Raw genomic sequence first — 26,085 nt, 5'->3', positions numbered from 1 at the left:
TTGGGGGTTACGCTGAAAAAATAGCTTTAGCGATTTTCATGGCTCCGTTGGTAACCGGCACACCGGCGTAGATCGCTGTGTGCAGCAACGCTTCTTTCACATCGTCGGGGGTGGCTCCGGTCTGTTTCGTGGCGCGAATGTGCATGGCCAGTTCCTCTTCGTGACCCAGCGCGGCCAGCAACACAATTGTCAGCAGGCTGCGTTCGCGGCGTGTCAGGCCGGGGCGCGACCAGATAGTGCCCCAGGCCGTTTCGGTAATGAATGTTTGAAAATCGACGTCGAAATCAGTTTTGTTGGCTTCGGCGCGGTCAACATGCGCATCGCCCAACACCGCCCGGCGGGTTTTCATGCCCCGCTCGAACAAGGTCAGCGCTGGGGTTTCAATGGCGAAGTCAAGGATCAGTTGCGCCACAAAGCCGGGCATTTGCACACAGGGAATATGCCCCGCTCCGGCAATGAGCTCGTAGCGGGCATTCGGGATCGCATCGACCATTGCCCGCACCAGTTCGGGCGGCGTGGCCAGATCACCGGAACCGCCAATGCAAAGCACAGGTACGTTGATGGTGGGCAGTTGGCTGGTCAGATCGGCATCGCGAATGGCTTCGCAGGCCCGCACGTACCCGGCGGGTGCTGTTTGCTCGATCATGCGCTGGTAGCCGGTCAGTATCATTGGGTTGGCCTCCCGAAAATGGGCCGGAAACCAGCGCTGAAGTACCGCCTCTGAAATAGCCGCCATACCCCGCTGCTGTACCGTCTGAATGCGCTCATTCCAGCTATCGGTCATACCAATTTTAGGGCCAGTATTGCTCAGCACCAGCTTCTCGATCCGTTCGGGGTACAACAAGGCCATCTGCTGACCGATCAGCCCGCCGATCGACAAGCCAACAACTATGCATCGGTCCACCTGACAGGCATCGAGCAGCGCTACTACGTCGGCAGCGTACCCAGCCATTGAACACGCCTGGCCGGGTACGTCCGACAGGCCGTGTCCGGCCAGATCGAAGCGCAAAATCGACCCGTGTGGCTTCAGGATGTCAACCACTTCATCCCAGATTCGAAAGTCCGTACCGAGCGAATTGACGAACAGAAAGGTCCGCTCCGGGTTGGTTTTGAGGTGCTGGTAATGCAGCGTTTGGCCGTTTATCGTTATAAAATCCATTGATCGTTAAAGCTCTTTCAGGCCCACATAATTCTCGGCAATGGTGGTGGCCATGGCGGTTGAGCGGGCAATGTAATCGAATTTGGCCTGCTGAATCTGATTCTCGAACGAACCGTGTTCGGCCTGCTTGTGAAACAGGTACGTCATGGTATTCGAGAAATCCTGCACCCGCCAGATCCGGCGCAGGCAATCGCTGGTATAGGTAGCCAGCCGGTTATGCTGCCCCGTTTCATAGTAATCAGCCAGAGCATTGGCCAGGATTGTCACGTCGGCAACGGCCAGATTCAGGCCTTTTCCTCCCGTGGGCGGCACGATATGGGCCGCGTCGCCCGCCAGAAATAACCGTCGGTATTGCATATTGTCGATCATGAAACTCCGCATGGGCGTGATACCTTTCTCGAAAATATCGCCCCGGTTCAGCGTAAATCCGTTGCCATCGCTAAGCCTGATTTCCAACTCGTCCCAAATCTGGTCATCGCTCCAGTTATCGATATGATCATCGTTAGCTACCTGAATATACAGGCGGCTGACGGTTTCAGAGCGCAGGCTGTGCAGGGCAAAGCCGCGCTCATGATACGCATAAATCAGCTCGTCGGATGAGGGTTTGGCATGGGCCAGAATACCGAGCCAGCTAAACGGGTAGTCGATTCGAAACTCGTTGTAGGTGCCCTGGGGCAGGTGTTTCCGTCCAATGCCGTGATAGCCATCGCAAGCGGCCACAAACGCACAGCCTACCGTATGGACTTCGCCTTGCTGCTCAAAATGGATCACGGGCGCATCGGTTTCTAACCCGTCAATCGTTGTGGCCGACGCCTCGAAATAGATGGGCGTTCCCCGTTCGAGGTTGGCCTTGATAAGATCTTTCACCACTTCCTGCTGGCCGTAAATGGTGATACACCGCCCATCGGTCAGTTCTGTAAATGGCACCCGCTTACGCACCCCGTTGAAACTCAGGTAGACGCCGTGATGGGGTAGCCCTTCCCGGTGAAGCCGGTCGGCTACGCCCAGTTCAGTGAGCAAATCAACGGTATTCTGCTCCAGCAAGCCCGCCCGCACGCGTGATTCCACGTAGGTACGTTCCCTGTTTTCGAGAATAATGCAGTCGATCCCCTGCCGTTTGAGCAACAGAGCGAGCGTTAGCCCGGCAGGGCCAGCCCCAATAATACCAACCTTTGTTTGATAGGAAGCCATACGTATAAATCGTTAGGTCAGGCAAACGCGCCACCATCGACGGGAAGCGCATGACCAGTCATAAAACTTGATTCGCCGGAGCAGAGCCACAGGGCCACATCGGCTACTTCACCAGGTTGACCCATTCGTTTCATAGCCTGGTAATTAATAGCCTTTTCACGGGCTTCGGGATTATAGGCCAGTTTCCGGCGACCTTCCATCAGCATTGGCGTTTCAATGGCGGTCGGGCAAAGGGCATTGATCCGAATATTCTTCGTTGCATACTCGATAGCGGCGGTACGGGTCAGGCCAACAACACCATGTTTGGAGGCAGCGTAGGGCACGTTTTCGGGTTGCCCGCGCAGGCCCGCTGCCGAAGCGATATTGACGATCGTACCGCCGCCCTGCTTCAGCATCTGAGTGAGTTGCGCTTTCATGCAATACCACGTACCTGTCAGGTTTACCGACAGCATCAGTAGCCAGTCGGCTTCGGGGTATTCATGCGTTGGCTGCGATACAGTACCGGCAATACCCGCGCTGTTGACCGCACAATCGAGCCGGCCAAACGTAGCAACGGCTACCGATACCATGTGCTCAACCTGCTCCTGATGCGCAATATCGACCGGAACAAACAGGCCCTTGCCGCCCAATGCCAGCACTTCATCCAGCGTTGTTTTTCCGGCATCAGGATTCAGTTCGGCCACCACAATGGTAGCACCCTCACGGGCAAAAGCCAACGCGGTAGCCCGGCCAATTCCCGCCCCGGCTCCGGTAACGAGGCACACTTTGCTATCAAATCGGTTTCTACTCATATCGGGCGCATTACCAGTGAATTATAGGTTGTTCAGCTACCGGGCTGCGGAAATACGGAATGGCACTTAGATGGGGGCGGCCATTGCGCCTAGAGTTTGCCCCATGATGCGGCCAATGTTCACACCTTCTGGCAGTTGGCCTTTCCAGTCGAGTTGCTCCCATTCGCCAATCTGAGCCGATACATCCACTACCATTTTGCAACGGTCGAACCGGCGGTTCATAAACGTCTCGAAAATGGTTTGGATGTCGCTCTCCTGCCCGATGAGTTCGCCCAGCACAACCGCATCTTCGATGGCCAACGACGCGCCCTGCCCCAACTGCGGGATGGTTCCATGCACGGCATCACCAATGAGCACAACCCGGCCTTTGTACCAGGGTTTGGGTACCAGAATGGTTTCGAGCGGGCGGCAGATGACCCCTTTGGGATCGGTGATCTGGTCGATGAGCGCCGCAACAATCGGAGACGGATACTCACTCAGATGCGCTTTCAGGCGGGGAATCAATTCGTCTTCGGGAATGAAGAAATCATCGCCTTCCGACGTGACACAGAACATATACATTTTGTCGGGAGCCATTGGCACCAGACCCACTTTCGTTTTCCGCCCGAAATACATCAGCGCGTTGTCTAATTCAGGAATCCGGTCGAAGGCATATCGCCAAACTGATTGACCCGTGTAATGCGGTTTGAACGCATCGCCAAACAACAGTCTCCGAATCTGGGAGTTAATCCCGTCAGCGCCAACTACAATGTCATACGTACCTGTTGAGCCATCCGAAAACGTAACATCCACAAACGCTCCGGTATCATCCAGGGCCGTAACGGTCTTGCCCATAAACAGGTGAACACCCGCGTTGATGGTTCCTTCCAGAATCACCTCGTGCAGTACACGACGCGAAATGCCATTATGAGCGGGCAGGTGCCCCAAACCGGGCGTACCCGATGTGCCGATTGGTGTTCCATCAGCCAACCCCATATTGAAATGGTTGTAAGGCGACCCCCGACGGATACATTCGTCGGCGAGCCCGAGCGAATCGAGCGCCCGAAGTGCATTGGATGGCTGAATAATGCCTACGCCATAGACATTGTAGGCCGGGTGAAGTTCGATCAGGTCGACGTCGACACCTACTTTACGCAGGGCAATACCAGCCGATAAACCACCGATTCCGCCCCCAACAACGAGGGCTTTTTTGATAGAAGACATAGGATTGGGGATTTGGGATGTCGGATTTAGGATTTGGGATTTGTTGCTGACGCCTGGGTTTGCGCTGACGAAAGCAACAAATCCGACATCCCAAATCCCCAATCTGATATCAGTTGAATATGGCTACTGCCCGGCACCAGCCTGCGCTGCCGCCTTTGATCTTGGCCGGGAAACAGCTCACTTTGAAACCGAACGGTGGCAACTGATCCAGGTTGGCCAGTTTCTCGATCTGGCAGTATTCTTTCTCGCGGCCCACGTAGTGCGCCGCCCAGATCACACCGGGGCGCGGATTGCTGAAATAGTCTTCTGCCTGAATGTGCAGTGGAATATCCCAACCCCAGCCGTCGGTCCCCATTACCTTAATACCTTGATCAATAAGCCAGTGCGTAGCTTCGGCCGAGGCACCGACGTGGATTTTCACGAAATCATCGTCGTGCAGGCGCTTGTCGGCATCGCAACGGATCAGGACGATATCGAAGGGTTTGAGGGTATAATTAATGGCCGCCAGTTTCTCCTTCAAATCATCCGACGAGAAGCAGTAGCCATCCGGTTTGTCGGTAAAATCGAGCACCACACCATCGTTGAAGAACCACTCCAGCGGCATCTGTTCGATTGTACGGGAGGGTTTGCCTTCGCAGGTGGGGAAATAGTGCCAGGGCGCGTCGATGTGCGTACCGGCGTGGCCCGTCAGGTACAGGAATTCACCTGCGGGGCCGTTGCCTTCGAGGAACACGTCTTCTGAAGCACCTCCAAAGAGTTTGGAGCCCATTTTTTTTGCGCCTTCCTTATGGTCTTCGTAGTCGATCCGGGTAGGTAGCGGCTCTTTGATGTCGGTTGAAATGGTTACCGATAGGTCGATGATCTTCATGAATTTAAAATAGCAAAGTGGTCAACTAGAGGTTTGTCGGCGAAGAATGGCCCGATGATGGCCCGCCATTGCGTGAATAAAGCAGACTCACGAAAGCCAACGGTATGGTCTTCGAGGGTTTGCCAATGAATGAGCAGCAGGTACGTTCCGGGCGACTCGATACCCCGGTGTAGCTGTAGATCAACGAAGCCCGCAGCCTGACTGATGACAGCTTTGGCTTTCGGAAACTCGGCTTCAAACTGGGCCTCCCGGCCGACCTGAACAGTAATAAGGGCGTGTTCGAGAATCATACGACGGTGTTTGTCAGGATCCCGATCCCCTCGATTTCCAGTTCTACAACATCGCCCGGTTCGAGGGGGCGGTGAACGTTAAAGTTATTCTCGATCAGACTACCCCAACCCACTGTGCCAGAACCAAGTATATCGCCGGGCATGAGGTTTACGCCGTTCTCGGAAGCGCGCTCGATCATCTGCTCGAAGTTGTAGAAAGCCGTTTTGTAGTTGCCTTCACAAATGGTTACGCCATTAATCCGGGTTTGCATTGTCAGATCGAGCCGGTTGGTGGGGCCGTGCGGAAATCGGAGCGGAGCGGCAAAATCAGCTTCAGCGATGGTGCAACGGTAAGCCTCCATTTCGTCGGCGGTGACAATGCAGGGGCCAATAGCGTTGGCAAAATCTTTGCCTTTATGCGGCCCCAGCGGCACTTCCATCTCGCGCCGCTGAATAGCCCGCGCTGTCCAGTCGTTGAAAATAGTGTAGCCGAAGATGTAGGGTTGGGCTTCCCCAGCGACGATATCGCTACCCTTCTTGCCAATGATACAGGCTATTTCCAGCTCAATATCCAGCTTGGTTTCTTTGGCTGGCCGCTTGATTTCGTCGCCGGGTCCGAAGATGGCCTGATGGTTGGTGAAATAGAAAATGGGCATCTCATACCACGCCGAGCCAATGGTATGGCCAAACGACCGCGACGCATTGAGCATGTGCATCTCAAACCCAATGTAATCGCGGAAGCTACGGGGGTTGGGCAACGGAGCCAGTAATTTCACCGATTCACTCAGGTACGTTGCCTCGGCGGCTTCCCAGTCATTTTCCTGAATCAGTGCCCGGTATCGTTCATGATCGTCAATAAACGAAAGCATATCAGTTGGTAGTTGCCCCCCACTGATCGCGTGCATGTCAACCACGCCGTCGGCCGTCAGCCAGCCCGCGCGGGTTAGTTTGGTGGGCGTTAGAAAGGTTACGAGTCTCATATGAAAGGATTTGGGATTGGGGATGTCGGATGTCGGAATTGTATCAAGCGGAGCAAATCCGACATCCCCAATCCGCAATTAGTTTAGCGTTCGTCCACCGTCTACTGAAAGGATACTGCCGGTGGTGAAGGTGAGGGTTGTGGCTAAGGCAAGTACGGCGTTGGCGACGTCATCGGGAGTAGCCAGGCGCGCCATTGGTGTTGCGTTTACTTGTTTTTCCAAATAGGCAGGGGCTGCGCGACTGGCGTATTCGCCCATGACCCAGCCCGGCGATACCGAAACGACACGGATTTTTGGTGCCAGCGCCCGGGCCAGTGAACGGGTCATGGAATCTAGCGCTGCTTTCGAGGCGCAGTAGGCCACGTTGCTGCCAATGCCTGTTTGGCCGGCAATCGATGAAATATTGACAATCAACCCACTTTCTCCGGCCTGCAACAGCGTTTTAAAAGCCCGGATCATGGCAAACGAGCCCCGCCAGTTGGTCTGGAAAATCTGATCGATCCAGGCATCGCTGAGCCCGTCCAGGTCGTCGTGCAATATGGGTGTGCTGATACCGGCGTTGTTCACCAGTATATCCAGCCGGCCATATCGGGTGGCCACAGAATCAGCCAGTTGAGCTAGTGATGCGCTGTCGGTTACAGATGCCTGCACCACCGAATGTTGCTGACCGGGCAAGCTGGCCAGTAGGGCGTTGGCTTTGTCGGCGTTGCTGTTGTACGTAACCACAACCGACGCCCCGGCCCCAGCCAGTTGTCGGCAAATGGCGGAACCAATTCCGCCGCCTCCACCCGTAACAAGGGCAACCTGTTGTTGTAGCGCTGTCATTGTCTGATCGTTAAACAACAAGTGCAGATCCCTGCCGATCGGCTTTCCTAATTACGGGGGCGGTTTCCTGCAACTTGAGCATAAAAAACAAGCCCAGCGCAGCCATAACCGACGATACCCACAGGAAAGCAGCGGGCGTAACGGTATCAGATAGAATGCCCGATACCGCAGGCACCAGTACCCCGCCAACGATTTCGGCAACGGCCGTGATGAGCCCGATCGCCTTTGCTTTCAGGTGGTTAGGCACCGATTCGGACGGCACCACGGCGGCTACCAGCGGCAATATGCCCATCGTGAAATACGTCAGGAACATAGCGGGCAATTGAAAAGCAGCACCCGCCAGAAAATGAACGGCGAAGGGGTAGATCACGCCAAGCGACATGAACCCGATCAGCACCTTCTTCCGGCCGATCCGGTCGGATAGCCCCGGCACGATGATGGACGACACCAGGCCCGAAACGCCCAGCAGGCCCATTGTTTTCCCCATATCATCGGCCGACATGCCCTGCGTATTGACCAGGTAATTGGCCAGGAACGGCAACGTGGCGAACCACCACCCAAACACACAGCAGGCCACCGGAATACCCCAGCGGATGTTGCTATACTGCCATAAATCCGACAGGCTGATGGCCGATTTTTCCGGGCTTGCAGCACTTTCGGCAGTCGATTTTTTAACCAGCCGCCACGCCAGCAAACCCAGCACCAGACCGGGAATTCCCGCCACAAAAAACGCATTCCGCCAGCCCATATTTTCGGCGATCTGCACCAGCACCACCGGTGCCAGAATAGACCCGAACAGCGCCGACCCAAAAGCCTGTAAAATACCGGCGTTCAACCCCAGCCGATTTGGCGACGACTCGCGCTCCACAAAATTCTGCGCCAGGGGAATCACGGGGCCTTCGGCAAAACCCATCACCAGACGAGCCAGCAGCAGCGCAACAAACGAAACCGCCAGACCAGACCCGAACGAACAGACTGAGAACACGAAAACGGCCACGACAAAGACCAGCTTTTTGCGATTGTTCCCCTCGGCCCAGGCGGTCGAGAAAAAGCTCGAAAACGCCCAGGCCAACGACAGTGCCCCGGCCAGCAGGCCAATCTGGGTGTTGTTTAATTGCAGGTCTTTGGCAACGTAGGGCATCAGAAAATTAAGCGCCAGGCGGTCGAAAAACAGGCAGCCGAACGTGAGCGCCATGAGCAGCACGATGCCGTTTTCATAGGTAAAAAATCCTTTTTTCATGGGTCCGGTTGGGTTATGTCAGGGTCGGTGCGTGGCAGTTAATCAGTTGGCGGGTTGGGGCGTAGGTTCGCGTTTCCCGTACCGCTCGACGCGCAGATCGGCTTGTGCCTGGTGACCCGCAAAGTTTTCGATGGCGCAAAGCCGCGAGCAGTATTCGCCAATAAGAGCACTGGCTTCTGCCGTCCTGATTTCCTGATAAGTGCAGGTCTTCAGGAACTTACCAACCCACAGGCCACCAGTATAACGGGCCGCTTCGCGCGTTGGCAGGGTGTGGTTGGTTCCGATCACCTTATCGCCATAGGCTACGTTGGTTTTCTCGCCAAGGAACAGCCCGCCATAGTTGGTCATGCGATCGAGAAACAGGCGTGGGTTTTCGGTCATCACCTGCACATGTTCCGACGCAATGCGGTCGGCCTCGGCAATCAGTTCATCGACAGTATCGACCAGAATGACCTGTCCGTAATCGCGCCAGGCCACGCCTGCTACGTCGGCAGTGGGCAACGTTTCGAGTTGTCGCTCAATTTCGGCCTGAATACCGTGAGCAATCGTGGCGCTGGTGGTGAGCAAAACAGCAGGCGACGTTGGGCCGTGTTCGGCTTGACCCAGCAGGTCGGTGGCGCAGGTACGTACATCGCAGGTATCGTCGGCAATGACCAGCGTTTCGGTAGGGCCAGCAAACAGGTCGATACCCACTTTACCGTACAGTTGCCGTTTGGCTTCCGCTACATAGGCATTGCCCGGCCCAACCAGCATATCGACCGGATCAACGGTTTCGGTACCGAGGGCCATCATGGCCACAGCCTGAACACCACCGAGCAGGTAAATCTCATCGGCACCAGCCATCTGCATGGCGGCCACCGTTGCAGCCGGAATCTCGCCTTTGATGGGAGGCGTACAGGCAATTACCCGCTTCACACCAGCCACTTTGGCCGTCAGCACGCTCATGTGCGCCGACGCCACCATCGGGTAACGCCCGCCAGGTACGTAGCACCCCACGCTGTTGACCGGAATATTCTTGTGCCCCAGAAAAACGCCCGGCAGGGTCTCGACCTCGACATCCTGCATGGAAGCCCGCTGAATCTGCGCGAAGTTGCGGATCTGGGTCTGGGCAAACCGGATATCGTCGATCACCTGTTGCGGCAGGGTAGCTACAATGGCCTCGATCTGTTCTGGCGACAGCCGAAAACTCTCCGGCGACCAGTCATCCAACCGCCGCGATAGCGCCCGAACGGCGTCGTTGCCCCCCGCCCGAACATCGGCCAGCATCTGCTCAACCGTGGCACGTACCTGGGCATCAGCCTCGCCCGATTCAGCGTACGTGATTCCTCTTTTAATCTGTTGTATCATTGATTGGGTGGTGGTTAACTGGGTGATTGGTTGCCTGGTTGATTAGGTGATTGGTTAATTGGTTGGTGGTTGAGTGGTTAATTGGTTGAGTGGTTGGCTGACAAGCGCATAGAAAGAATTTACTAGCCTGCCAATCAACCAATTACCTAATCAACTAATCCCCCCACACCAATCAACCGCTCCACCACCCAGTCGTACATGTTGAAGGTTTTGGTGAAATCGTCGACGGAACAGTGCGCTGAACCACTGGATTCTTTCGGCACAATTTCCATGACGTGTTCGCAGGTTAGGGCGGCGTTTACCTTGTAGGCATTCTCCACAAAGTTCTGGCGGTCGTCTTCCCCGTGCAGAATGTAGGTCGGGCAGGTTATTTTCTCGGCCACCCCTTCGAGCGTAAAGTCTTTTAACCTCTCACGGGCATCAGCCATGTTGTCGGCGCCAACGATGTGCTGAACGATTTCGGCCAAGGGGTGCGTATCGGGGCGATTTTTCCAGATGTCGTAATACGACCAAACAGCGCCAAAAATCATACACACCTTAAACCGAGGCTCGAAGGCGGCACAGCGCGCGGCCATGTACCCGCCCATCGACACAGCACCAATACCAACCCGCGACGTATCGACCTGCTGACCAAGGTTTTCGATGATGTAGTCCAGCACCGCACTCCCCGGCACGTTATAGTCGTAACGGGTATGCAGGTGGTTTAGCCGGAGTGCAGCGCCCTGCCCCGGTCCATCAACGGCCATCATGGCGATACCGCGTTCGTTGAGGTGCTGGGCAATGCCGAAGTACAACTCCTCGGCCAGGCTATCCAGGCCACCAAACATGACCATTACGGGTGGGTTACTTACGCCCGCTGGCTTAAACAGATAGGCAGGCAGGAATGACCCTTCAAACGGAATATCCACGGTCACAGGTCGCTCATCGAATAGATCGATGGCCTTCAGGAAAGCCTCCCGGCACTTAAGGTAATAGGGTATCTTACGGTCGTCGTGCAGGGTCATGAAAAACTCGGCCGTACGCAGGTAGTTGAAGGCGCGCAGGTACGTGCGCCGGGCCGACACCCGTTTGTCTGCTTTCGCGTAGTTTTCGGCAAGTTCATAGACCGAATCGCCCATCCTGACCCACGCCCTATTGAAGCTTTCGCGGTCTTGAGGGTCAATTTCACTCGCTACTTGCAGGATTTCGGCAAACTCTCCGCCACCGTAATGCGCCTGAGTCAACGCTCTGTTTATCTGATACGAGGGCATGTACTGCCCCGGAAAATAATGCCACATGGAATTGGGGATTTGGTTTATTGGGTAATTGGTTGATTGGTCGATAGATATATTTCGGGGATTATTCCGTCTGAACAGGTACTCAGGCAGAAAACCAATCAGCCAACCACCAACTCATGGCTTATCAAAACTTCACCGATCTTGATGTCTATAAGGAATGTCGTCAATATCGAATAGCGGTATCTTCACTGGTCAAAACTCATTTTCCACCCGACGAAAAATTCAGATTGTCGGACCAACTTTTAAGAAGTTCGAGGAGCGTTACCGCCAACATTGCGGAAGGTCATGGCCGTCATTACTATAAAGAGAATATTCAGTTTTGTCGAATTTCCCGGGCCTCTCTTTCCGAAACACTTGAACACCTTATCACGGCTTTTGACGAAAAATACATCTCCGATGAGCAGCTCATTGCTTACAAGGCTAAAGTTGATATGTGCGGTCGCCTGTTAAATGGGTACATCAACTTTCTGAAAAAACAACAGAAACCCCGCGATGAGGATTAGTTGATTTGTGGGCTGGTTAATTGGCCGATTGTTTGTGTATAAGTGCCTGGACCTAATTAACTGTCAATGCGGGTTGGCTGAGGCGTACACGCCTCAGCCAACATTTAACGCCCTGTTAGTTTTACTCTAGTTCGTCCAAACACTTAGAAGGCCATAGGCTTACAGAAACGAAAGATTGACAACTTACTAAGGAGACCACTCCGCCAGTCAACCAATTAACCAGTCAACCAACCACTAAATGTCCACCGGTTTCACCACCCCATCGGTCAGGCCTAGCTTCTTGCCTTTGCCCATTTCGGCGAAGGGGTTGGCGGTTCCCCAGGCGTCGTTCGGGTTGTCTTTGATGTAGTGAATATCCGGGCCGTGATCGGGGGCGAAAATGAGTCGGGCGCAGGCGTAGAACTCAAACAGAATACCGCTGCCCGGTTCGATGATATAGATAAAAAATCCTTCATCGGCTTTGTGGCGGGTGGGGGCGCCCATCACACTTTTGTACCCTTTTTCGATGAAATAATCGAGGGCGAGCAACACCTCTTCGCGGCTATCGAAATTCCAGGCAACGTGGTTGAACGCGCCCAGACCCGGCCCTTCGATATTGGGGTCGGTAAAGACGGCGATGTCGTGCGAGAGGTTACCAATCGTCCAGAGGCCACCGATGGGCGGAATTTCGTCGCTCATTCGTACTTCGTCGGGGTTTTTAAGGCCCATCCCTTGCCAGAACTCCTTTTCTTTCTGATACTGGAATTTGGCCACCATGTACGTAATGTGATCGAACCGGCGGGGGTTGGCTCCAATGCGGCGGTTGCTGGCATAACGGTCGGCGTACATACTGCCGCGCTCACCGGCTTCGCGCAGCCAGACCACGTCCCAGAACACCTCGTGCGTGTGTCCGTCGGGCGACTGGAACCGGTATGCCCGGCCATGACCCAGATCACCGTCGACCCAGCCCAGTCCGGCGCCGATTGATTCCAGATAAGCTACGCATTCTTCCAGTGCTTCGGGGCTGTCGGCCCGCCAGCCGAGGTGGCCTAAACCGGCCGTTTCGCGGTAGGTGACCTTAAGCGTATGATGGAAATAGTCGCCCCAGGCCCGGAAATAGACCGAGGTTTCATCACGACCCGTTTCGTCAAGACCAACCACGTCTGTAAGAAACGCTGTCGTTACGTCAACATTAGGGCTGAACAACTCAAGATGAGCGAGTTGGGATAAGTAATGCGGGTTCTTCGCCATTAACTTGTTACGAGTTTAAAAATGTCTGATTAGTAACCTTTTAGAGTTGTTCAATTTGTTTTCAGGGCTTCGGCAATTGCTTTCTGTGCCAGTGGCCCCATAACCTGGTAGCCCGCCAATGTGGGGTGAACACCATCATCGGTGTAGGCAGCTTTCATGCCCTTCCGCTCGTCAGCCAAGGCTGAGAAGTAGTCGAGATAAACGAAATTGTTTTGTTGGGCATACGCCTTGATGCGCTCATTCAGTCGAACGATCTTGCCGGGCACATCCGTAACCTCTTTCCGCCAGGGCATCCGGTAGGCCGGTTGCACAGAGGCCAGAATAACCCGGATGTTGTTGGCCCTCGCCAGTTCAACCATCGAGACAATGTTGCCAAACGTGAAATCGGGGTTATACGGCCCACTATTCTCCGCTACATCGTTGGTACCAATGTTGATGATGACCGCCGCTGGTTTCAGATTCAGTACGTCCTGCCGGAAGCGCACCAACGTTTGTCCACTGGTTTGTCCGCTAATGCCACGCCCCACGAATGAGTTGTCTGTGAAGAAACCGGGCTGGAGTTTGGCCCAGTTTTCGGTGATCGAATTCCCCAGAAACACCACTCGTTTTGTAGTGGCAGCAGCGTCGGCTAGTTTCTGATTATCAACTGCATAGCGGCTCAGGTAGGCCCAGTCGGTGCGCAGGCGTTCTTCGTCTTTTCGTCTGAATTCAGCAACCTGCTCTTCCGTAAACTGCTGTTCATAGGGATTTGGATGCAGCTTTTTCAGGAAGCCGTTGAGTTTGAGCCAGTCGCCAAACCGGTCGATCCAGGCATCGGTGGGCAGGTTTTGTTTCCGCATTCCGAAGCCGTGTCCGCCTTTCAGGTACAGATGCAACTCGGCCGATTTGCCGGCGGCCAGCCAGTCGGTATAAAGTTTGGTGCTATGGGGAGCAAGGCCTAGCTGATCGTCGGAGGCGGCGCAGACAAACAGCGGCGGCGCATCGGCAGGTACGTTCTGTTTGGCAATCGCGCCCGCGCCGAGGTACGGATAAATCGGGGCCAGAAAATCAGGGCGGTTGGCAGGCGAATAATCGAAGCCAACGCCCATTGTAACGGTGCCACCCGCCGAAAAGCCCATCAAGCCAATCCGGTTTGGCAAGACACCCAGTTCGTTGGCGTGTTGCCGTACGTATTCGATGGCGCGTTTACCATCCGCAATGGCCAGTGGTACAACCGGTGCGTTTTCGGCATCCAGTTTTTTTGAATCGGCCATTTTAGGCATAAGCTCGCCAACCGGATCGCTCGTCAGGCTACGCACAACGCGGTATGTCAACACAAACGACGCCACGCCTTTGGCCTGAAGCCATTTGGCTACGTCGATTCCTTCCGAATCGATAGACAGCGTATGGAAAGCACCACCGGGCGCAATTACCACAGCCGTACCTGTGGCAAGTTCGGGGTTGGGCAGGTAGGCCGTCAGCGTTGGCGTAGCAACGTTGTAAATAACCCGCGTATTGAACATGTTCTGCGTGCTTTCGGCCTCGTCCCACGTCCAGTTTTCCGAGCCGGGCGCTTTACCGGCATACAGCCGGACCACTTGCTGCGCCTGAACAATCTGGCTGCCAAGCAGGCAACAGACAAGGAATGAAAAAAATCGACCTATAAGTCTCATAGTCAGCAGATTATTAGTAGCAAAAAAGATAACTATTGACTTACAATTGTTACCGGTCCGAGCAGTCCAGATGGCAACAGTGGCGAGCCGGCTTTATAGAATGGCATGGTTGTAAACGTATTTGTGGCCGGTAAGCCAGCAGTTTTGCGGTCGGGTTGAGCATCGCCGATAAGGCGGTTCACCCACAGGTTTGTCACCTTTACCTCCAGCGTGTTTGCACCAGTTTTGAGGGCGCTGGTTACGTCGATACGATATGGTTTTTTCCAGACCACACCCACGTTTTTTCCGTTGACGCTTACGTCTGCCAGGTTCTTCACATCGCCCAGATCCAGCACATAGATCTGCCCTTTTTTCAGTGCAGGTACGTTCACAGTCTGCGTGTAGGCTGCTGTACCCGAGAAATAGCGGACGCCCGCGTCGGGCTGATCTGTCCAGGAGGCTAGTTTATCGAACGTAGCCTGTTGGGGAGCGCCCCGGTCTGCCTGAAAACGCACCATCCAGGGGGCCGTCAACTGGCTCACCACTGCTTCATTGCTGGCTGGTTTTGTGTAGGCGACCGTTTTGGTTTCAGCGCCGAACACAATGAAACAGGCGTCCCAGGGAGCAAACGCCAGCGGAACAATGGTGCGGCCGTTCTCGATTCGATACGATACCTTTTCGATTTTGCCCGTTTGTGGATTCCATCGTTCGGGCACCTTACCCGTTACACGGAAGCTGATTTCGGCCGTATTGAGGCTATCACTGCGGCTGTTGAGCCAGTATATGTCGCTTTCAGCTTTGCGGTGAACGTAGCGCACCTCGTAGGAGGCTTTTTTTACGAGTACATCTTCAGGTACGTTCATCGCTTTTAACACCTCGGCCACGGGCTTTGTCGATACTGTTGGCTGGCTCCAGATCTGGCTTGCCAGCGCGTCGAACGCGGCCGGGTCATCGCTCAGGCTGGGCGAGCGCAGGGGTTTCGCGCCAACTATGTGAATACCGGCACTGGCCAGTTCACCAATTTTTTTCAATACGGGCATCGTCATCAAACGGGCCGACGAGTCGAGCACGAGCACGCGATAGGTCATACCACTGAGGGCCACCATCCGACCGTTTCGCGCCTGAATAGCCTCGCGAAGGACCGTGGCATTGGCAAAATCAAATTCGTAGCCCGTCGGAAGGGTCGGTAGTTTCTGGGCACAGACCTGAGTGATGTTGTTATTCTCGCCGTAGTAATAGAGGATATCGGCAACGGCTTTACCCTGTTGCAACAGGTAGGAACTCCGGCTCAGGTAATCGATCCAGGCTTTGGCGGGTTCGGCCCAGGTTTCGTGCCGGGTGAAATATTGCCCGAATGGCCCGAGCGAGAAGCCGGGCTTTTTATCGTCGAGCGGCTGGTGTACCGAGGTATGAATCACGAAGCGGTTCAGGCCCGACGCCAGTTCCATATCGGCGGTGCGCTTGAGCTTTTCGGGATACCAACTGAACGCATTTCCAATGGATGTCATCGACTCGGCCGCGACCAGATTCTGGCCGTAGATATGGGCTACCGACGCAGCTTCCCGAATGTCGGCCTTGCTGCGGTTCTCTTCGTCGGCACCTCCAGCTAGGCTACCGGGTGTCCACATGGCCGACATCGGAATATCGGCTTTGCGCTTCACATCCATACCATCGGCCAGGAAAATGCGTCCGTTTTCGTGCGACTCCGTGTAGCGTTTCATGCCGCGCTTATGCAGGGCATCGCCAATGGCCTCGTAATGGTTTTCGACGATCAACTCGCCAATTGTTTTGCGGTAATCCCACAGGAACTGTTCACTGGCTTGGGCGCTCTGGATTACGCGGCCTGCCAGTACCGGAAGCCAGCGGTGCAGGTCGTACCCCCGCCGACGCGAAAATTCGCCGGGCAGGTCCCTGGTCCAGGTCATGTGGCCCGCTTCGTAGCTGTCGAGAACCATGTACTGCAACCCCTGTGCGCCCATCAGGCCACCCGTCGCGTCTTTGTACATGTCCAGGTACGTCTCGATGTAGCGTTGAACAGCGGCTTTATCCAACTTATCCACTTCCAGTCCCGTAGCTTCGGGCGAAGCAGGATGGTTTTGTCGGCCTGTGAGTGTGTAGCCAAGCCGCATAATGACCCAGTTACCGGCCGGAAGGGTGATTTCGGATTTCGGATTTATGACTTCGGATGTATTGGCTACAAGCTTCAGGCGTCCATCGGGCTGCATGAACGGGGTTAAATCCAGCACATCGCTGGTCGGAATCACATCGGCGGGCACTTCGTTCACCAGCGAATGGGTGTTTTCTTTCCAGGGGCTAAATCCTGCTTTTTGCTCAAACAGGTCTACCCGGTCGGTGTTATACAACACCAGTTCGGCCACGTTCACCCCTTCGGGTTTGGGTGTTTCGGCTTTTCCGCCGGCCATCTCTATAAATGGGTTGAATGCTGGCGCCAACGTTGTGAACGTGAACCGGAAGAACCGGGCCGTTGTGGGCACCAGCCGCATGGTGCTTTGCGGCACGGTACTGCCCCGGATGGGAACCACTGTGCGGAAGGTTACGCCATCGTCGCTGACCTGCAATGTTCTGTTTTCAGGTGCGCCGTTGAATTCTTCGAGCGGGGTATGGCTGGCTCCCACAATGCTGAACGCTTTAACGGTTTGCGGGCGGTCGAACTCGTACTGAATCCACATATCGTTACCTACCTCAACCGGCGGCAGAAGTTGGGTCGTAGCCAGGTCACCATCAGTAAGCCCGGCCAGCGTAAACGTGCCCCCACTCGACGTAATTTTGGGGTTCAAGGCCGTCAGCGACTGTTCAACAGCGGGCAGCCGATAAGCCACCACGGCCGCATCGGCATAGTAGGTGGGTAGCTTAGCCTCGCCCCCGTTGCTCATCATGCTGACGCCCATTGCCACATTCTGGAACGTACCTGTAGTGGTTGGTGGCTGCGGCAACGTACCTGAAAAGGCTTTTCCGCCCTGCACAATGGTTTCCGACCAGACGTATTTTTTCATCCCGTCGCTGGGCTGTACCCAGGGGCCACCCGTCACACTCCAGCCCGGCGAACCGGCAATGGCCATTTCGAGCCCCAGTTGATCGGCTAGCCTCGTGGTGAAGCTGAAGGCGTCTTTCCAGTCAGGCGTCATGAACAACAGTTTTTTGGGAACAACTACCGGCGTAAACAGGCTCGCATCGAAGTTGTGGAACCCACCAATGCCCACGCGCTTCATCCACTCAAGGTCTTTCTGGATCCCCTCTTTGGTGATGTTGCCGTTCATCCAGTGCCACCACACGCGTGGCCTGGCGGAGTTGGGGGGGTTCTGAAAATGCTGCTGAATTGGCTGCGACTGCCCACCAGACACACCAATGGCAACCAGTGCCAGGCTAACGAGTGAGGTGCGGAGGTAAGCGTTCATGGATTTCGGGTTTGGGATCGGTCCGCTGATGCGGTCGGATTAGGAATTTGTTGCTGACGCCTGGGTTTTCATCAGAGTAGGCTTTCGCCAGCGCAAACCCTGGCGAAAGCAATAAATCCCCAATTCGACGTCTTCATAGTTTTTTATTAGTCTGAATCAATTTCTGGTACTCATAGAAACTTTGTTTTGGGGTACGTTCCTGCGTGGCAAAGTCAACATATATCAACCCCAGCCGCTTTGTATAGCCAGACACCCATTCGAAATTATCCCAGCCACTCCAAACAATATAGCCATTTAGATTAGCGCCGTCTTTTTTGGCTTTTAGCGCGTAGTCAACATGCTTTTTTATATAATCGGCGCGCAACGGATCTTTCACCACTCCGTCCACTTTCGCGTCCTCACCCGGGTAGCCCGTGCCATTTTCGGTAATGTACACCTTTGGATTACCGTATTCATTCTTCAACCGCATTAGTTGCTTATACAGGTACTCTGGCCTAACCGGCCCTACGTTTGATTTGACGGCGTCTGGATTATTATCGAGCCATTTCAATGACATGGGTGTATCCTCGCCTTTCACAATAGCTGGTGCATAAAAATTGACGCCTAAAAAATCGGGTTTATTAACGGCGATAAACGCCATATCAGCAGGTGCCGGTTTAAATGTGGGGTTATATTTACCGAGCGAATCGAGCGCCATTTCAGGGTAATGCCCTTTGTAGAGCGGATCAAGAAAAAGATCGTTAATCAGTATATCCTGAAATTTCGCAGCCGCTACATCATCCTGACTATCAGGATGCCAGGGTGCGGCGGGATTCAGATTGAGCACGATACCAATTTGCCCGTTCAGCTTCAACTGATGGTATATATTTATAATCTGTGCATTGGCCATGAGCTGACGATGTGCTTTCTGCATCTGACTCATGTAATACTCTTTTTCCGGCAATTTATTAGTCTGTGCATTCAGCAGATTTTCAACCAGAAAAAACTCGATATAGGGTTCATTAAACGTAATGAACTTCTTCACTTTATGCCCATATCGTTTTATCACTATTGTGGCATAATTGACATACCATTCTTTCATATCGGGATTACCCCACCCACCTTTTTGCAGGAGGATAGCCGGGTAATCGAAATGATAAATTGTCACAAATGGCTCTATACCCGCCGCCAGCAGATCGTCTATCAGCAGATCATAATGCGCCAATGCTTTTTCATTGATCGTTCCGACGCCATCGGGAATTATCCGGCTCCAATCCAGCGAAAAACGGTAGGCATTCACGCCTAGCTTTTTCATCAGTTGGATATCTTTCAGGTATTGTGTCCGGTCATACATATTGATCGACACATTACCCGTTTGTTTTTCGCCAATCGTGAACTGAGTAATTCCAACTTTATTGGTCAGAAAATCCCATTTCGATTCCCCTTTTCCATCGGTCTGGTAAGCACCTTCTACCTGATAGGCAGCCGTGGCAACGCCCCAGAAAAAGGGTTCTTTTTTTTGCGCAAGGGCCGAGAATTTTGGTAGCGTGAGTAAGCCGAAGACGATCAGGAATGCTTTCATCAGGAAAGAAAAAAAGCCTTCCGGTTAGCGTTAACCGGAAGATATATAGAAATTAAAACTTGTACGAAGCTGTCAGGAAATAAGCGCGGGGCATTGATCCCTGCGTGGCGTATACAGCACTTGGATTAGCCGCCACAAAATCTTTGGTGAATCCCTGCCGGTTCAGGGCCGCCGGAAAACCGCCCGGCCCTGACCAGCCCAATACGCCATAGGTGTTGAGCAGATTGTTGATATTTCCCTGGAGGTGCAACCGGGGGCTTACGCTGTAGCCAAGGCTCAGATCGGCCTGACCAAAAGCGGGTAGCTGGAATGCATTGGGAATATTAGCCTGCCGGGAACCCAGATACGTGTAGTTGAGCTGGGCGTTGAATTTGCCGGCGGTGTAGTTGGGCGTAAGGCCGAACATCAACTTTGCATTATTGTCGGTTTCGTTGCCCGAAAAGTCAAGCAGTTGGTCAAAAGCCTGGCCTTTATCGCTGGCAATCCACGTTTTGTAGCTTGTTGCCTTTGAGCGTTGAATGGTAGCGTGGGCCCGCAAACTAAGGTTGCGGGTAAAGGTATAATTGCCTTCAATTTCTACCCCAAATGTTTGGTAAGCAGCGTACTGGATGGGCGGGTTATAGTTGTTTCCAGTGGCATCGGTAAACGCGAATTGCAGGTTAGGTACGTTGCTCAGGCTACTGAAAAACGGGGTTACGTTCAGATTAAAGCGGCTTTTCTTCACTTTAAGGGCCGCCTCCAACTGCTGAATATTCTGCGCTTCGGTATTGAGGGCTGCGATCAGGTTGGCATCGGTAGCAGAGAAGAAATTGCCAATTTCGGGCGCTTTGTTCCCGTTCGAGTAGCGCACATAGATGGCCATATCGTTGCTGATGCGGTAGTTTAAGCCAGCCGAAAACGACAGTGTTTTCATCGTTTTATCAAAAGCCAGCGGAGTGCCTACCAGGCCACCACCGTTGTCGTATACCGTGAGCGGGTTGCCGTCTTTACCACCCCATGTAGGATCGTTTTCTTTCGGATTCCGTGTAACCGGGGTGTTCGAACCGGCAATATTGGTGGTCTCGTACCGCAGGCCCCAATCCAGGTTCAATTGGGGCGTAATTGACCAGTTATGGCCCAGAAAGAGCGCCAGTTGTTTTTTGGTACCGCTTGAGGTGGTGATGCCGCCCCGGCCCAGGTCCATGAACCCGTTTGGATCGGTAATCTGGTATTTTTTACCATCCAGGCCAGTCAGCGAGATATCGACCAGGTGTGGCTGATCTTGCAACGTACCCACGCCCACGCCCGAATCTTCCTGGCCACCTACCCGATCGACCGACGAGTTTGCGAGGAAACCGCCGACGTTGAACGTCATTTTCTCCAGCTTTTTAGAGAACGAAAACTGGTCGATGAATTCATTGATCTGCGTGTCCTGGTAGAAGAGCGGCAAAAAGAACAGTGAATTTTTCTGAATGTTGCTGCCGGGGAAGTTGTTTTTTTCGCCCGGTATAAAGTTGAATCCGGCAAACTGACCGTTGATAATATTGGGGAAAAGGCCTATCGTGCCCAACGTTTGCCCATTTACCTTGTCGGTAAACGTGTAGGTGCCCAAATGGCCCGTTTGTAGCAAGTGTGGCAACGCGTAGAAAATAATACCGTCGGTGGCAAACGGCGTTACAACGGCCGGCGCGTTGCCTGTCACGTGCTTGGCGGAGTACTTACCGTCGTTTTTAAACGTCCAGCCTGCACCTAATTCCTGCACCCAGTTCAGGCCAATGGTCTTATCGCGGTTATAGTATTTGTCTTTTGAGTTGAACGTGGCCGTACCCGTGTTGTTAATGGGTATTTGCATCGAAAAGGCGGGCAGGTTATACGAATCCGTGGTTGACAGGCCCGATAGGATTTGGGGGTCATTCCAGTTCTGTGTTGGTATAAACTCAGCCTGTGCGTTACGGTCGTCCAGTAGTTTTGCGTATACCTTGATCGAACCTGAACTGTAATTCTTCAGGATGTTTGCCTTTAACTGACCCCCATTATTGCTGGGGTAGCCGGGGTAGCGGGCACCATCTGACTGCCGGTAGAAGCCGCCGATGTTGTAGGTCATTGAGCCATCTTTGCTCAATGGTCCGCCGAAATTGGCATCCGTACGATAATATGGATTTCTGCCGTTTCCTTCCAGACCAAACTTCAGCCGTACTTCGCCCTGAAACGTTTGACCACCCGTTTTCGAGACGTAGTTAAAAATACCACCGGGTGCGTTAGCTCCCAGAATAGAGGCCGTTCCACCGCGTACTGCCTCCAGGCGTTCGGTCGTGATATCAGCCCGTAAATAGTTGTCGGTGCCGTAGTTAACGTTCATCAGGGGCAGGCCGTCTTCCTGCATCGAGACGTAGTAGTAGCCGGAAGAGTTATCAATAGAGTTGGCCGAAATACCGCGCGAATACACTGTATTAGCAATTTCACCCCGGGCATTGTTGACATACACACCGGGTACGTTCCTGAGCAGATCGGCCGCGCTGGTAGGTGCCAGTTGCGCCAGTTGCCGGGCATTGAGTGTTGAAATGGCTACCGATGATTCCATCTTGGTGCGTTTGTCAAACACCCCGGTCACGATTACTTCGTCGAGCGACTCACTATTATCAACGAGCGCAATGTTGATGATTTCGCCTGAACCAACAACAACCTGCTGCGATTTGTAGCCGATGAAACTAAACACGACTACGGCCTTTTCGTCAGGTACGTTGAGCGCATATCGGCCCGCCACGTCGGATGTTGTTCCCTGTGTGCTGCCCTTGATCACGATGCTCACACCAGCCAAAGGTTGGTTGTTGCTATCTGTCACTTTTCCGCGGATGAGAATGGCCGCGAATGCCAGGCTGTTTGTACTTATACAGGCGGCAACAAGTAGCCCGACACGAGCATATTGCCTTAGTTTAACTGCCCAGTAACGAAGCGTTAATTTCATAGTAGGTAGGTAGTTTGGAGTCATCAAAAGTACTTGCCTACTAAATGCAATTTTTTATCAGAATCAGGCTACTACCTATCAGTTTCAATCCATTGCTCTATATTCAGTAGGTGTCTTTCCTGTTTTGGTCCGAAAGAAGCGGGCAAAGTTGCCCGGCACCTCAATGCCAAACCGGTACGCGATCTCACTAATGCTTAAATCGGTGCGGGCCAGCAGCACTTTCACTTCCAGCAGGATGATATCGTCGAGTAGGTCACGGGCCGACTGACCCGTTGCCTTTTTAACACATTTGTTTAGGTGGTTGGGCGATATATTCAATAATTCGGCGTACTGTGCCACGCTTTGCTTTTCATTGATCTGCTGGGTCAGGGCATTTTTATACAACTGTGTTATACGCAGTGCAGCGTTGTCGGTACGGACCTGCGCGCTTGTTTCGGGCGATATAGCTTCGCTACTACCGGTCGATTGAAGGCCCGTTTTAAGCTCAGTAAAGAGCGTCAGTAAGTAAAGGCGGAAAAGATCAACTGACTCTATACGGTCTTTACGGAAAGCTAGCTCAAGACGCCTTATGAGGGGCAATACGTTTTCAAGTAATTCATTATCAACCATTACCAGGGGATTACCCAGAAATTTAAGAAAGGGGAAATCTTGCTCAAGGTCCTGTTTTTGCCAGTATTTTGTGAGCAGGCTTATATCGAAGTGGCAGTAATAGCCTCTAATATCCTCACTCATCCATTCGTCGAGGCTGATCTGGTGCGAGGCCAGAAAGATGAATGTATTGGCCGATACCTGGTAGCGATCCAGCCCTAATTGGCGAATCATGGTGCCGTGCGTCACCAGAATAAAGTCGATCACCGTCTTGCGGTGCGGTATGGTGGGAAAACGCATCGACTGCCGGACATCTTCGATTCGATTGATATGAAAATTAGCAACCGCCGCATTCTGAATCGACTCCCAGCCGGGCGTCTTGAAGACATGGTCGCCCAGCGTTTTTGGTGTTAAGGTGGGCACTACTTCATTTTTCATATACCTATCACTATTTTCCAGTAAAATAGTATAAATTCTAGTTAATATCCATGTTCATATCCAATCAAAAGTAGTCCAATTTAAATCAAAATCAATCCATAAGGCATTGACATCCGCAACCTGCTGTACATTTACAGCGCAGGCAAGTGAACAGTATTCTCTAATCAGCTACCTGATTATATAGACCTTATAACCGATACATTTATTCTTATGAGCAAGCTTCTCGTACATTGTTTACTCCTGGTTTCGCTGGCGGCTACTTCTGGCCATACCCAGAACTGGTCGGAGGTCACGGCTGGCCCTATCGTCACGGTTACCAATAAAGGCGGGCAAACGCTAGGTTATGCCACCACCTCCGGCGTGAAACTGATTATCGACAAAGGGCTGGCCTTTAAAGACCTCAACAAGAACGGTAAGCTCGACCCCTATGAAGACTGGCGGCTCCCCGTTGCCGTTCGGGCTACAGACCTGGCCAGCAAGATGAGTATCGAGCAGATTGCGGGACTGATGCTGTACAGCAAACACCAGCCCATTCCGTCGGCACCGGCGGGGCCATTTGCAGGTACGTATGCCGGCAAAACGTTTGCCGAAAGCGGTGCCAAACCAACCGATCTTTCCGATCAGCAAAAGGAGTTTCTAACGAAAGACAACGTACGGCACGTGCTGATCACGTCGGTACAAAGTCCGGCGGTTGCGGCGGGCTGGAACAACAACGCCCAGGCACTGGTAGAAGGCCTCGGCCTGGGTATTCCCGCCAATAACAGCTCTGACCCCCGGCATGGCACCCGCGCCGACGCCGAATACAATGCCGGTGCGGGCGGCACCATTTCTATGTGGCCCGGCTCGCTCGGACTGGCCGCGACGTTTAACCCCGACGTGGTAAAGCAGTTTGGACAGGTTGCCGCCGCCGAATACCGCGCCCTGGGCATCGCCACGGCCCTTTCGCCGCAGATTGACCTGGCAACTGACCCGCGCTGGTATCGGTTCAGCGGCACATTTGGCGAAGACCCGAAGCTGACCACCGACCTGGCCCGCGCTTATATCGACGGTTTCCAGACCTCGACGGGCAGCGCCGAAATAAAGGATGGCTGGGGCTACTCCAGCGTCAACGCCATGGTAAAGCACTGGCCGGGCGGCGGTTCGGGCGAGAGCGGACGCGATGCACATTATGGCTACGGCAAATACGCGGTGTATCCCGGCAATAATTTCGCCACGCACTTTATGCCGTTTACCGAAGGGGCGTTTAAGCTCACCGGAAAAACGGGCATGGCGTCGGCGGTAATGCCCTACTATACCATTTCGCTGGGGCAGGATAAGAAAAACGGCGAGAACGTGGGCAACAGCTACAACAAGTATATCATTACCGATCTGCTTCGTACCAAATACGGCTACAATGGCGTGGTCTGCACCGACTGGAATATCACCGCCGACGAAACGGCCGTGGACGTTTTTCTGACCGGCAAATCGTGGGGTGTCGAGAAACTGTCGGTGGCCGAGCGGCACTACAAAATCCTGATGGCCGGGGCCGATCAGTTTGGCGGCAACAACGACGCCACGCCCGTTATTGCCGCTTATCAGATGGGCGTGAAAGACCTCGGAGAGAAAGCCATGCGCGCCCGGATGGAACAGTCGGCAGTGCGGTTGCTGGCGAATATTTTCCGCGTTGGCCTATTCGAGAATCCGTATCTGAATTCAGGGGAAACGGCCAGCATCGTCGGCAAATCGGCGTATATGCAGGCTGGGTATCAGGCGCAGTTGCAGTCGGTGGTGCTGTTGAAAAACAAGGCCAATGCCCTACCGCTCACGAAAGGCAGAAAGGTCTATATCCCGAAACGCTTCACCCCCGCCGGACGCAATTTTCTCGGCATGAACACACCCGAAAAGCTGGAGTATCCGGTCAATCTGGCCATCGTGCAAAAGTATTTTACGGTGACCGACAACCCCGACGAGGCCGACTATGCGCTGGCCTTCATCCGCAGCCCGGATTCGGGTGGTGGCTACAGCAGCGAAGATGCGAAAGCAGGCGGTAATGGCTACGTACCGATCAGCCTGCAATACGGCGACTACACCGCTCAAGGAGCCCGTAACCCAAGCCTCGGCGGCGGCGACCCGCTGGAGAAATTCACCAACCGGAGCTACGATGGCAAGTCGGTGAAGACCATCAACCGCAGCGATCTAACGATGGTGACCGAAACCTACACCAAGATGAAAGGGAAACCGGTGATCGTAGCGGTTCAGATGAACAACCCGACTATTTTCACCGAGTTCGACAGGCAGGCCAACGCCATTCTTGCCCATTTCAGCGTACAGGATCAGGCGCTGATGGACATCCTGACCGGCGCCGCCGAACCGTCAGGCTTGCTCCCTATGCAGATGCCAGCCGATATGAAAACCGTTGAGGCACAGGCCGAGGACGTACCCAGAGACATGAAAAGCTACGTCGATTCGGAAGGGAATACCTATGATTTCGCTTTCGGCCTGAACTGGAAAGGCGTCATCCGCGACAGCCGGACAGCCACCTACAAGAAAGAGACTCAGAAAGCCAAGCTAGCCAGCAAGTAAAAGATAGCTAGATACATCGTTTGTCAAAAAAGCCGCGCTGGTCAAACCAGACGCGGCTTTTT

The 26,085-nt window shown here is 53.7% G+C and carries 19 protein-coding genes; 2 read left to right on the top strand and 17 right to left on the bottom strand.

The window, feature by feature from the left end; translation table 11 throughout:
* Nucleotides 1-7: 7 nt before the first annotated feature.
* The 11 genes from pcaD to ACFE8Q_RS21985 all read right to left on the bottom strand — a co-directional run bounded on the left by pcaD (nucleotide 8) and on the right by ACFE8Q_RS21985 (nucleotide 11,150).
* Nucleotides 8-1,159, bottom strand: coding sequence for a 3-oxoadipate enol-lactonase (gene pcaD / locus ACFE8Q_RS22035; protein ID WP_375447610.1), 1,152 nt, complete (start codon nucleotides 1,157-1,159; stop codon nucleotides 8-10).
* Nucleotides 1,160-1,165: 6 nt separating this feature from the next.
* Entirely contained in the window at nucleotides 1,166-2,350 is a 1,185-nt protein-coding gene (locus ACFE8Q_RS22030; RefSeq protein WP_375447609.1) for a 4-hydroxybenzoate 3-monooxygenase, read from the bottom strand.
* A gap of 17 nt (nucleotides 2,351-2,367) precedes the next feature.
* Nucleotides 2,368-3,141 carry an SDR family NAD(P)-dependent oxidoreductase gene (locus tag ACFE8Q_RS22025; RefSeq protein ID WP_375447608.1) on the bottom strand — a complete coding sequence of 258 codons (774 nt, stop codon included), beginning with the start codon at nucleotides 3,139-3,141 and terminating at the stop codon, nucleotides 2,368-2,370.
* A 66-nt stretch (nucleotides 3,142-3,207) separates the two neighbouring features.
* Nucleotides 3,208-4,344 carry an FAD-dependent oxidoreductase gene (locus ACFE8Q_RS22020; RefSeq protein WP_375447607.1) on the bottom strand — a complete coding sequence of 379 codons (1,137 nt, stop codon included), beginning with the start codon at nucleotides 4,342-4,344 and terminating at the stop codon, nucleotides 3,208-3,210.
* A 109-nt stretch (nucleotides 4,345-4,453) separates the two neighbouring features.
* Nucleotides 4,454-5,212, bottom strand: coding sequence for a cyclase family protein (locus tag ACFE8Q_RS22015; RefSeq protein WP_375447606.1), 759 nt, complete (start codon nucleotides 5,210-5,212; stop codon nucleotides 4,454-4,456).
* Nucleotides 5,209-5,502 carry an antibiotic biosynthesis monooxygenase family protein gene (locus ACFE8Q_RS22010; protein ID WP_375447605.1) on the bottom strand — a complete coding sequence of 98 codons (294 nt, stop codon included), beginning with the start codon at nucleotides 5,500-5,502 and terminating at the stop codon, nucleotides 5,209-5,211. The genes ACFE8Q_RS22015 and ACFE8Q_RS22010 overlap by 4 nt, the downstream gene beginning before the upstream one ends.
* A complete protein-coding gene (locus tag ACFE8Q_RS22005) occupies nucleotides 5,499-6,461 on the bottom strand; it encodes a fumarylacetoacetate hydrolase family protein (protein ID WP_375447604.1) in 963 nt (320 codons plus the stop codon). Before ACFE8Q_RS22005 ends, ACFE8Q_RS22010 begins: the two co-directional genes overlap by 4 nt.
* Nucleotides 6,462-6,539: 78 nt before the next feature.
* On the bottom strand, nucleotides 6,540-7,286 hold the full coding sequence (locus ACFE8Q_RS22000) for an SDR family NAD(P)-dependent oxidoreductase (protein ID WP_375447603.1): 747 nt from the start codon (nucleotides 7,284-7,286) through the stop codon (nucleotides 6,540-6,542).
* A 10-nt stretch (nucleotides 7,287-7,296) separates the two neighbouring features.
* Nucleotides 7,297-8,526 carry an MFS transporter gene (locus tag ACFE8Q_RS21995; RefSeq protein ID WP_375447602.1) on the bottom strand — a complete coding sequence of 410 codons (1,230 nt, stop codon included), beginning with the start codon at nucleotides 8,524-8,526 and terminating at the stop codon, nucleotides 7,297-7,299.
* A gap of 42 nt (nucleotides 8,527-8,568) precedes the next feature.
* Nucleotides 8,569-9,873, bottom strand: a complete 1,305-nt coding sequence (hisD, locus tag ACFE8Q_RS21990; protein WP_375447601.1) for a histidinol dehydrogenase — start codon at nucleotides 9,871-9,873, stop codon at nucleotides 8,569-8,571.
* A 146-nt stretch (nucleotides 9,874-10,019) separates the two neighbouring features.
* Nucleotides 10,020-11,150 carry an alpha/beta hydrolase family protein gene (locus tag ACFE8Q_RS21985; RefSeq protein ID WP_375447600.1) on the bottom strand — a complete coding sequence of 377 codons (1,131 nt, stop codon included), beginning with the start codon at nucleotides 11,148-11,150 and terminating at the stop codon, nucleotides 10,020-10,022.
* A gap of 116 nt (nucleotides 11,151-11,266) precedes the next feature.
* Here ACFE8Q_RS21985 and ACFE8Q_RS21980 point away from each other — a divergent pair, with 116 nt between their 5' ends.
* Nucleotides 11,267-11,653, top strand: coding sequence for a four helix bundle protein (locus tag ACFE8Q_RS21980; RefSeq protein ID WP_375447599.1), 387 nt, complete (start codon nucleotides 11,267-11,269; stop codon nucleotides 11,651-11,653).
* A gap of 234 nt (nucleotides 11,654-11,887) precedes the next feature.
* On the opposite strand, the gene ACFE8Q_RS21975 is transcribed toward ACFE8Q_RS21980, so the two are convergent.
* The 6 genes from ACFE8Q_RS21975 to ACFE8Q_RS21950 form a co-directional block, all read right to left on the bottom strand.
* Nucleotides 11,888-12,883, bottom strand: coding sequence for a VOC family protein (locus ACFE8Q_RS21975; RefSeq protein WP_375447598.1), 996 nt, complete (start codon nucleotides 12,881-12,883; stop codon nucleotides 11,888-11,890).
* Nucleotides 12,884-12,933: 50 nt separating this feature from the next.
* On the bottom strand, nucleotides 12,934-14,535 hold the full coding sequence (locus tag ACFE8Q_RS21970) for a GDSL-type esterase/lipase family protein (protein ID WP_375447597.1): 1,602 nt from the start codon (nucleotides 14,533-14,535) through the stop codon (nucleotides 12,934-12,936).
* 32 nt (nucleotides 14,536-14,567) lie between these two features.
* Nucleotides 14,568-17,930, bottom strand: coding sequence for a glycosyl hydrolase (locus ACFE8Q_RS21965; RefSeq protein ID WP_375447596.1), 3,363 nt, complete (start codon nucleotides 17,928-17,930; stop codon nucleotides 14,568-14,570).
* 133 nt (nucleotides 17,931-18,063) lie between these two features.
* Nucleotides 18,064-19,491 (bottom strand): glycoside hydrolase family 1 protein, encoded by a 1,428-nt coding sequence (locus tag ACFE8Q_RS21960; RefSeq protein ID WP_375447595.1) that lies wholly within the window; start codon nucleotides 19,489-19,491, stop codon nucleotides 18,064-18,066.
* 52 nt (nucleotides 19,492-19,543) lie between these two features.
* Nucleotides 19,544-22,435, bottom strand: coding sequence for a TonB-dependent receptor (locus ACFE8Q_RS21955; RefSeq protein ID WP_375447594.1), 2,892 nt, complete (start codon nucleotides 22,433-22,435; stop codon nucleotides 19,544-19,546).
* Between the two features lie 84 nt (nucleotides 22,436-22,519).
* Nucleotides 22,520-23,461: a helix-turn-helix domain-containing protein gene (locus tag ACFE8Q_RS21950; protein ID WP_375447593.1), complete on the bottom strand. Its 942-nt coding sequence runs from the start codon at nucleotides 23,459-23,461 to the stop codon at nucleotides 22,520-22,522.
* A 210-nt stretch (nucleotides 23,462-23,671) separates the two neighbouring features.
* On the opposite strand from ACFE8Q_RS21950, the gene ACFE8Q_RS21945 reads away from it, so the two are divergent.
* Nucleotides 23,672-26,023 carry a glycoside hydrolase family 3 N-terminal domain-containing protein gene (locus ACFE8Q_RS21945; protein WP_375447592.1) on the top strand — a complete coding sequence of 784 codons (2,352 nt, stop codon included), beginning with the start codon at nucleotides 23,672-23,674 and terminating at the stop codon, nucleotides 26,021-26,023.
* The last annotated feature ends 62 nt before the right edge of the window (nucleotides 26,024-26,085 follow it).

The sequence above is a fragment of the uncultured Fibrella sp. genome, from assembly GCF_964250085.1.
Lineage (GTDB): Bacteria > Bacteroidota > Bacteroidia > Cytophagales > Spirosomataceae > Fibrella.
Note: the sequence above shows the minus strand (reverse complement) of the source record. Positions and strands in the feature narration are given on the sequence as shown.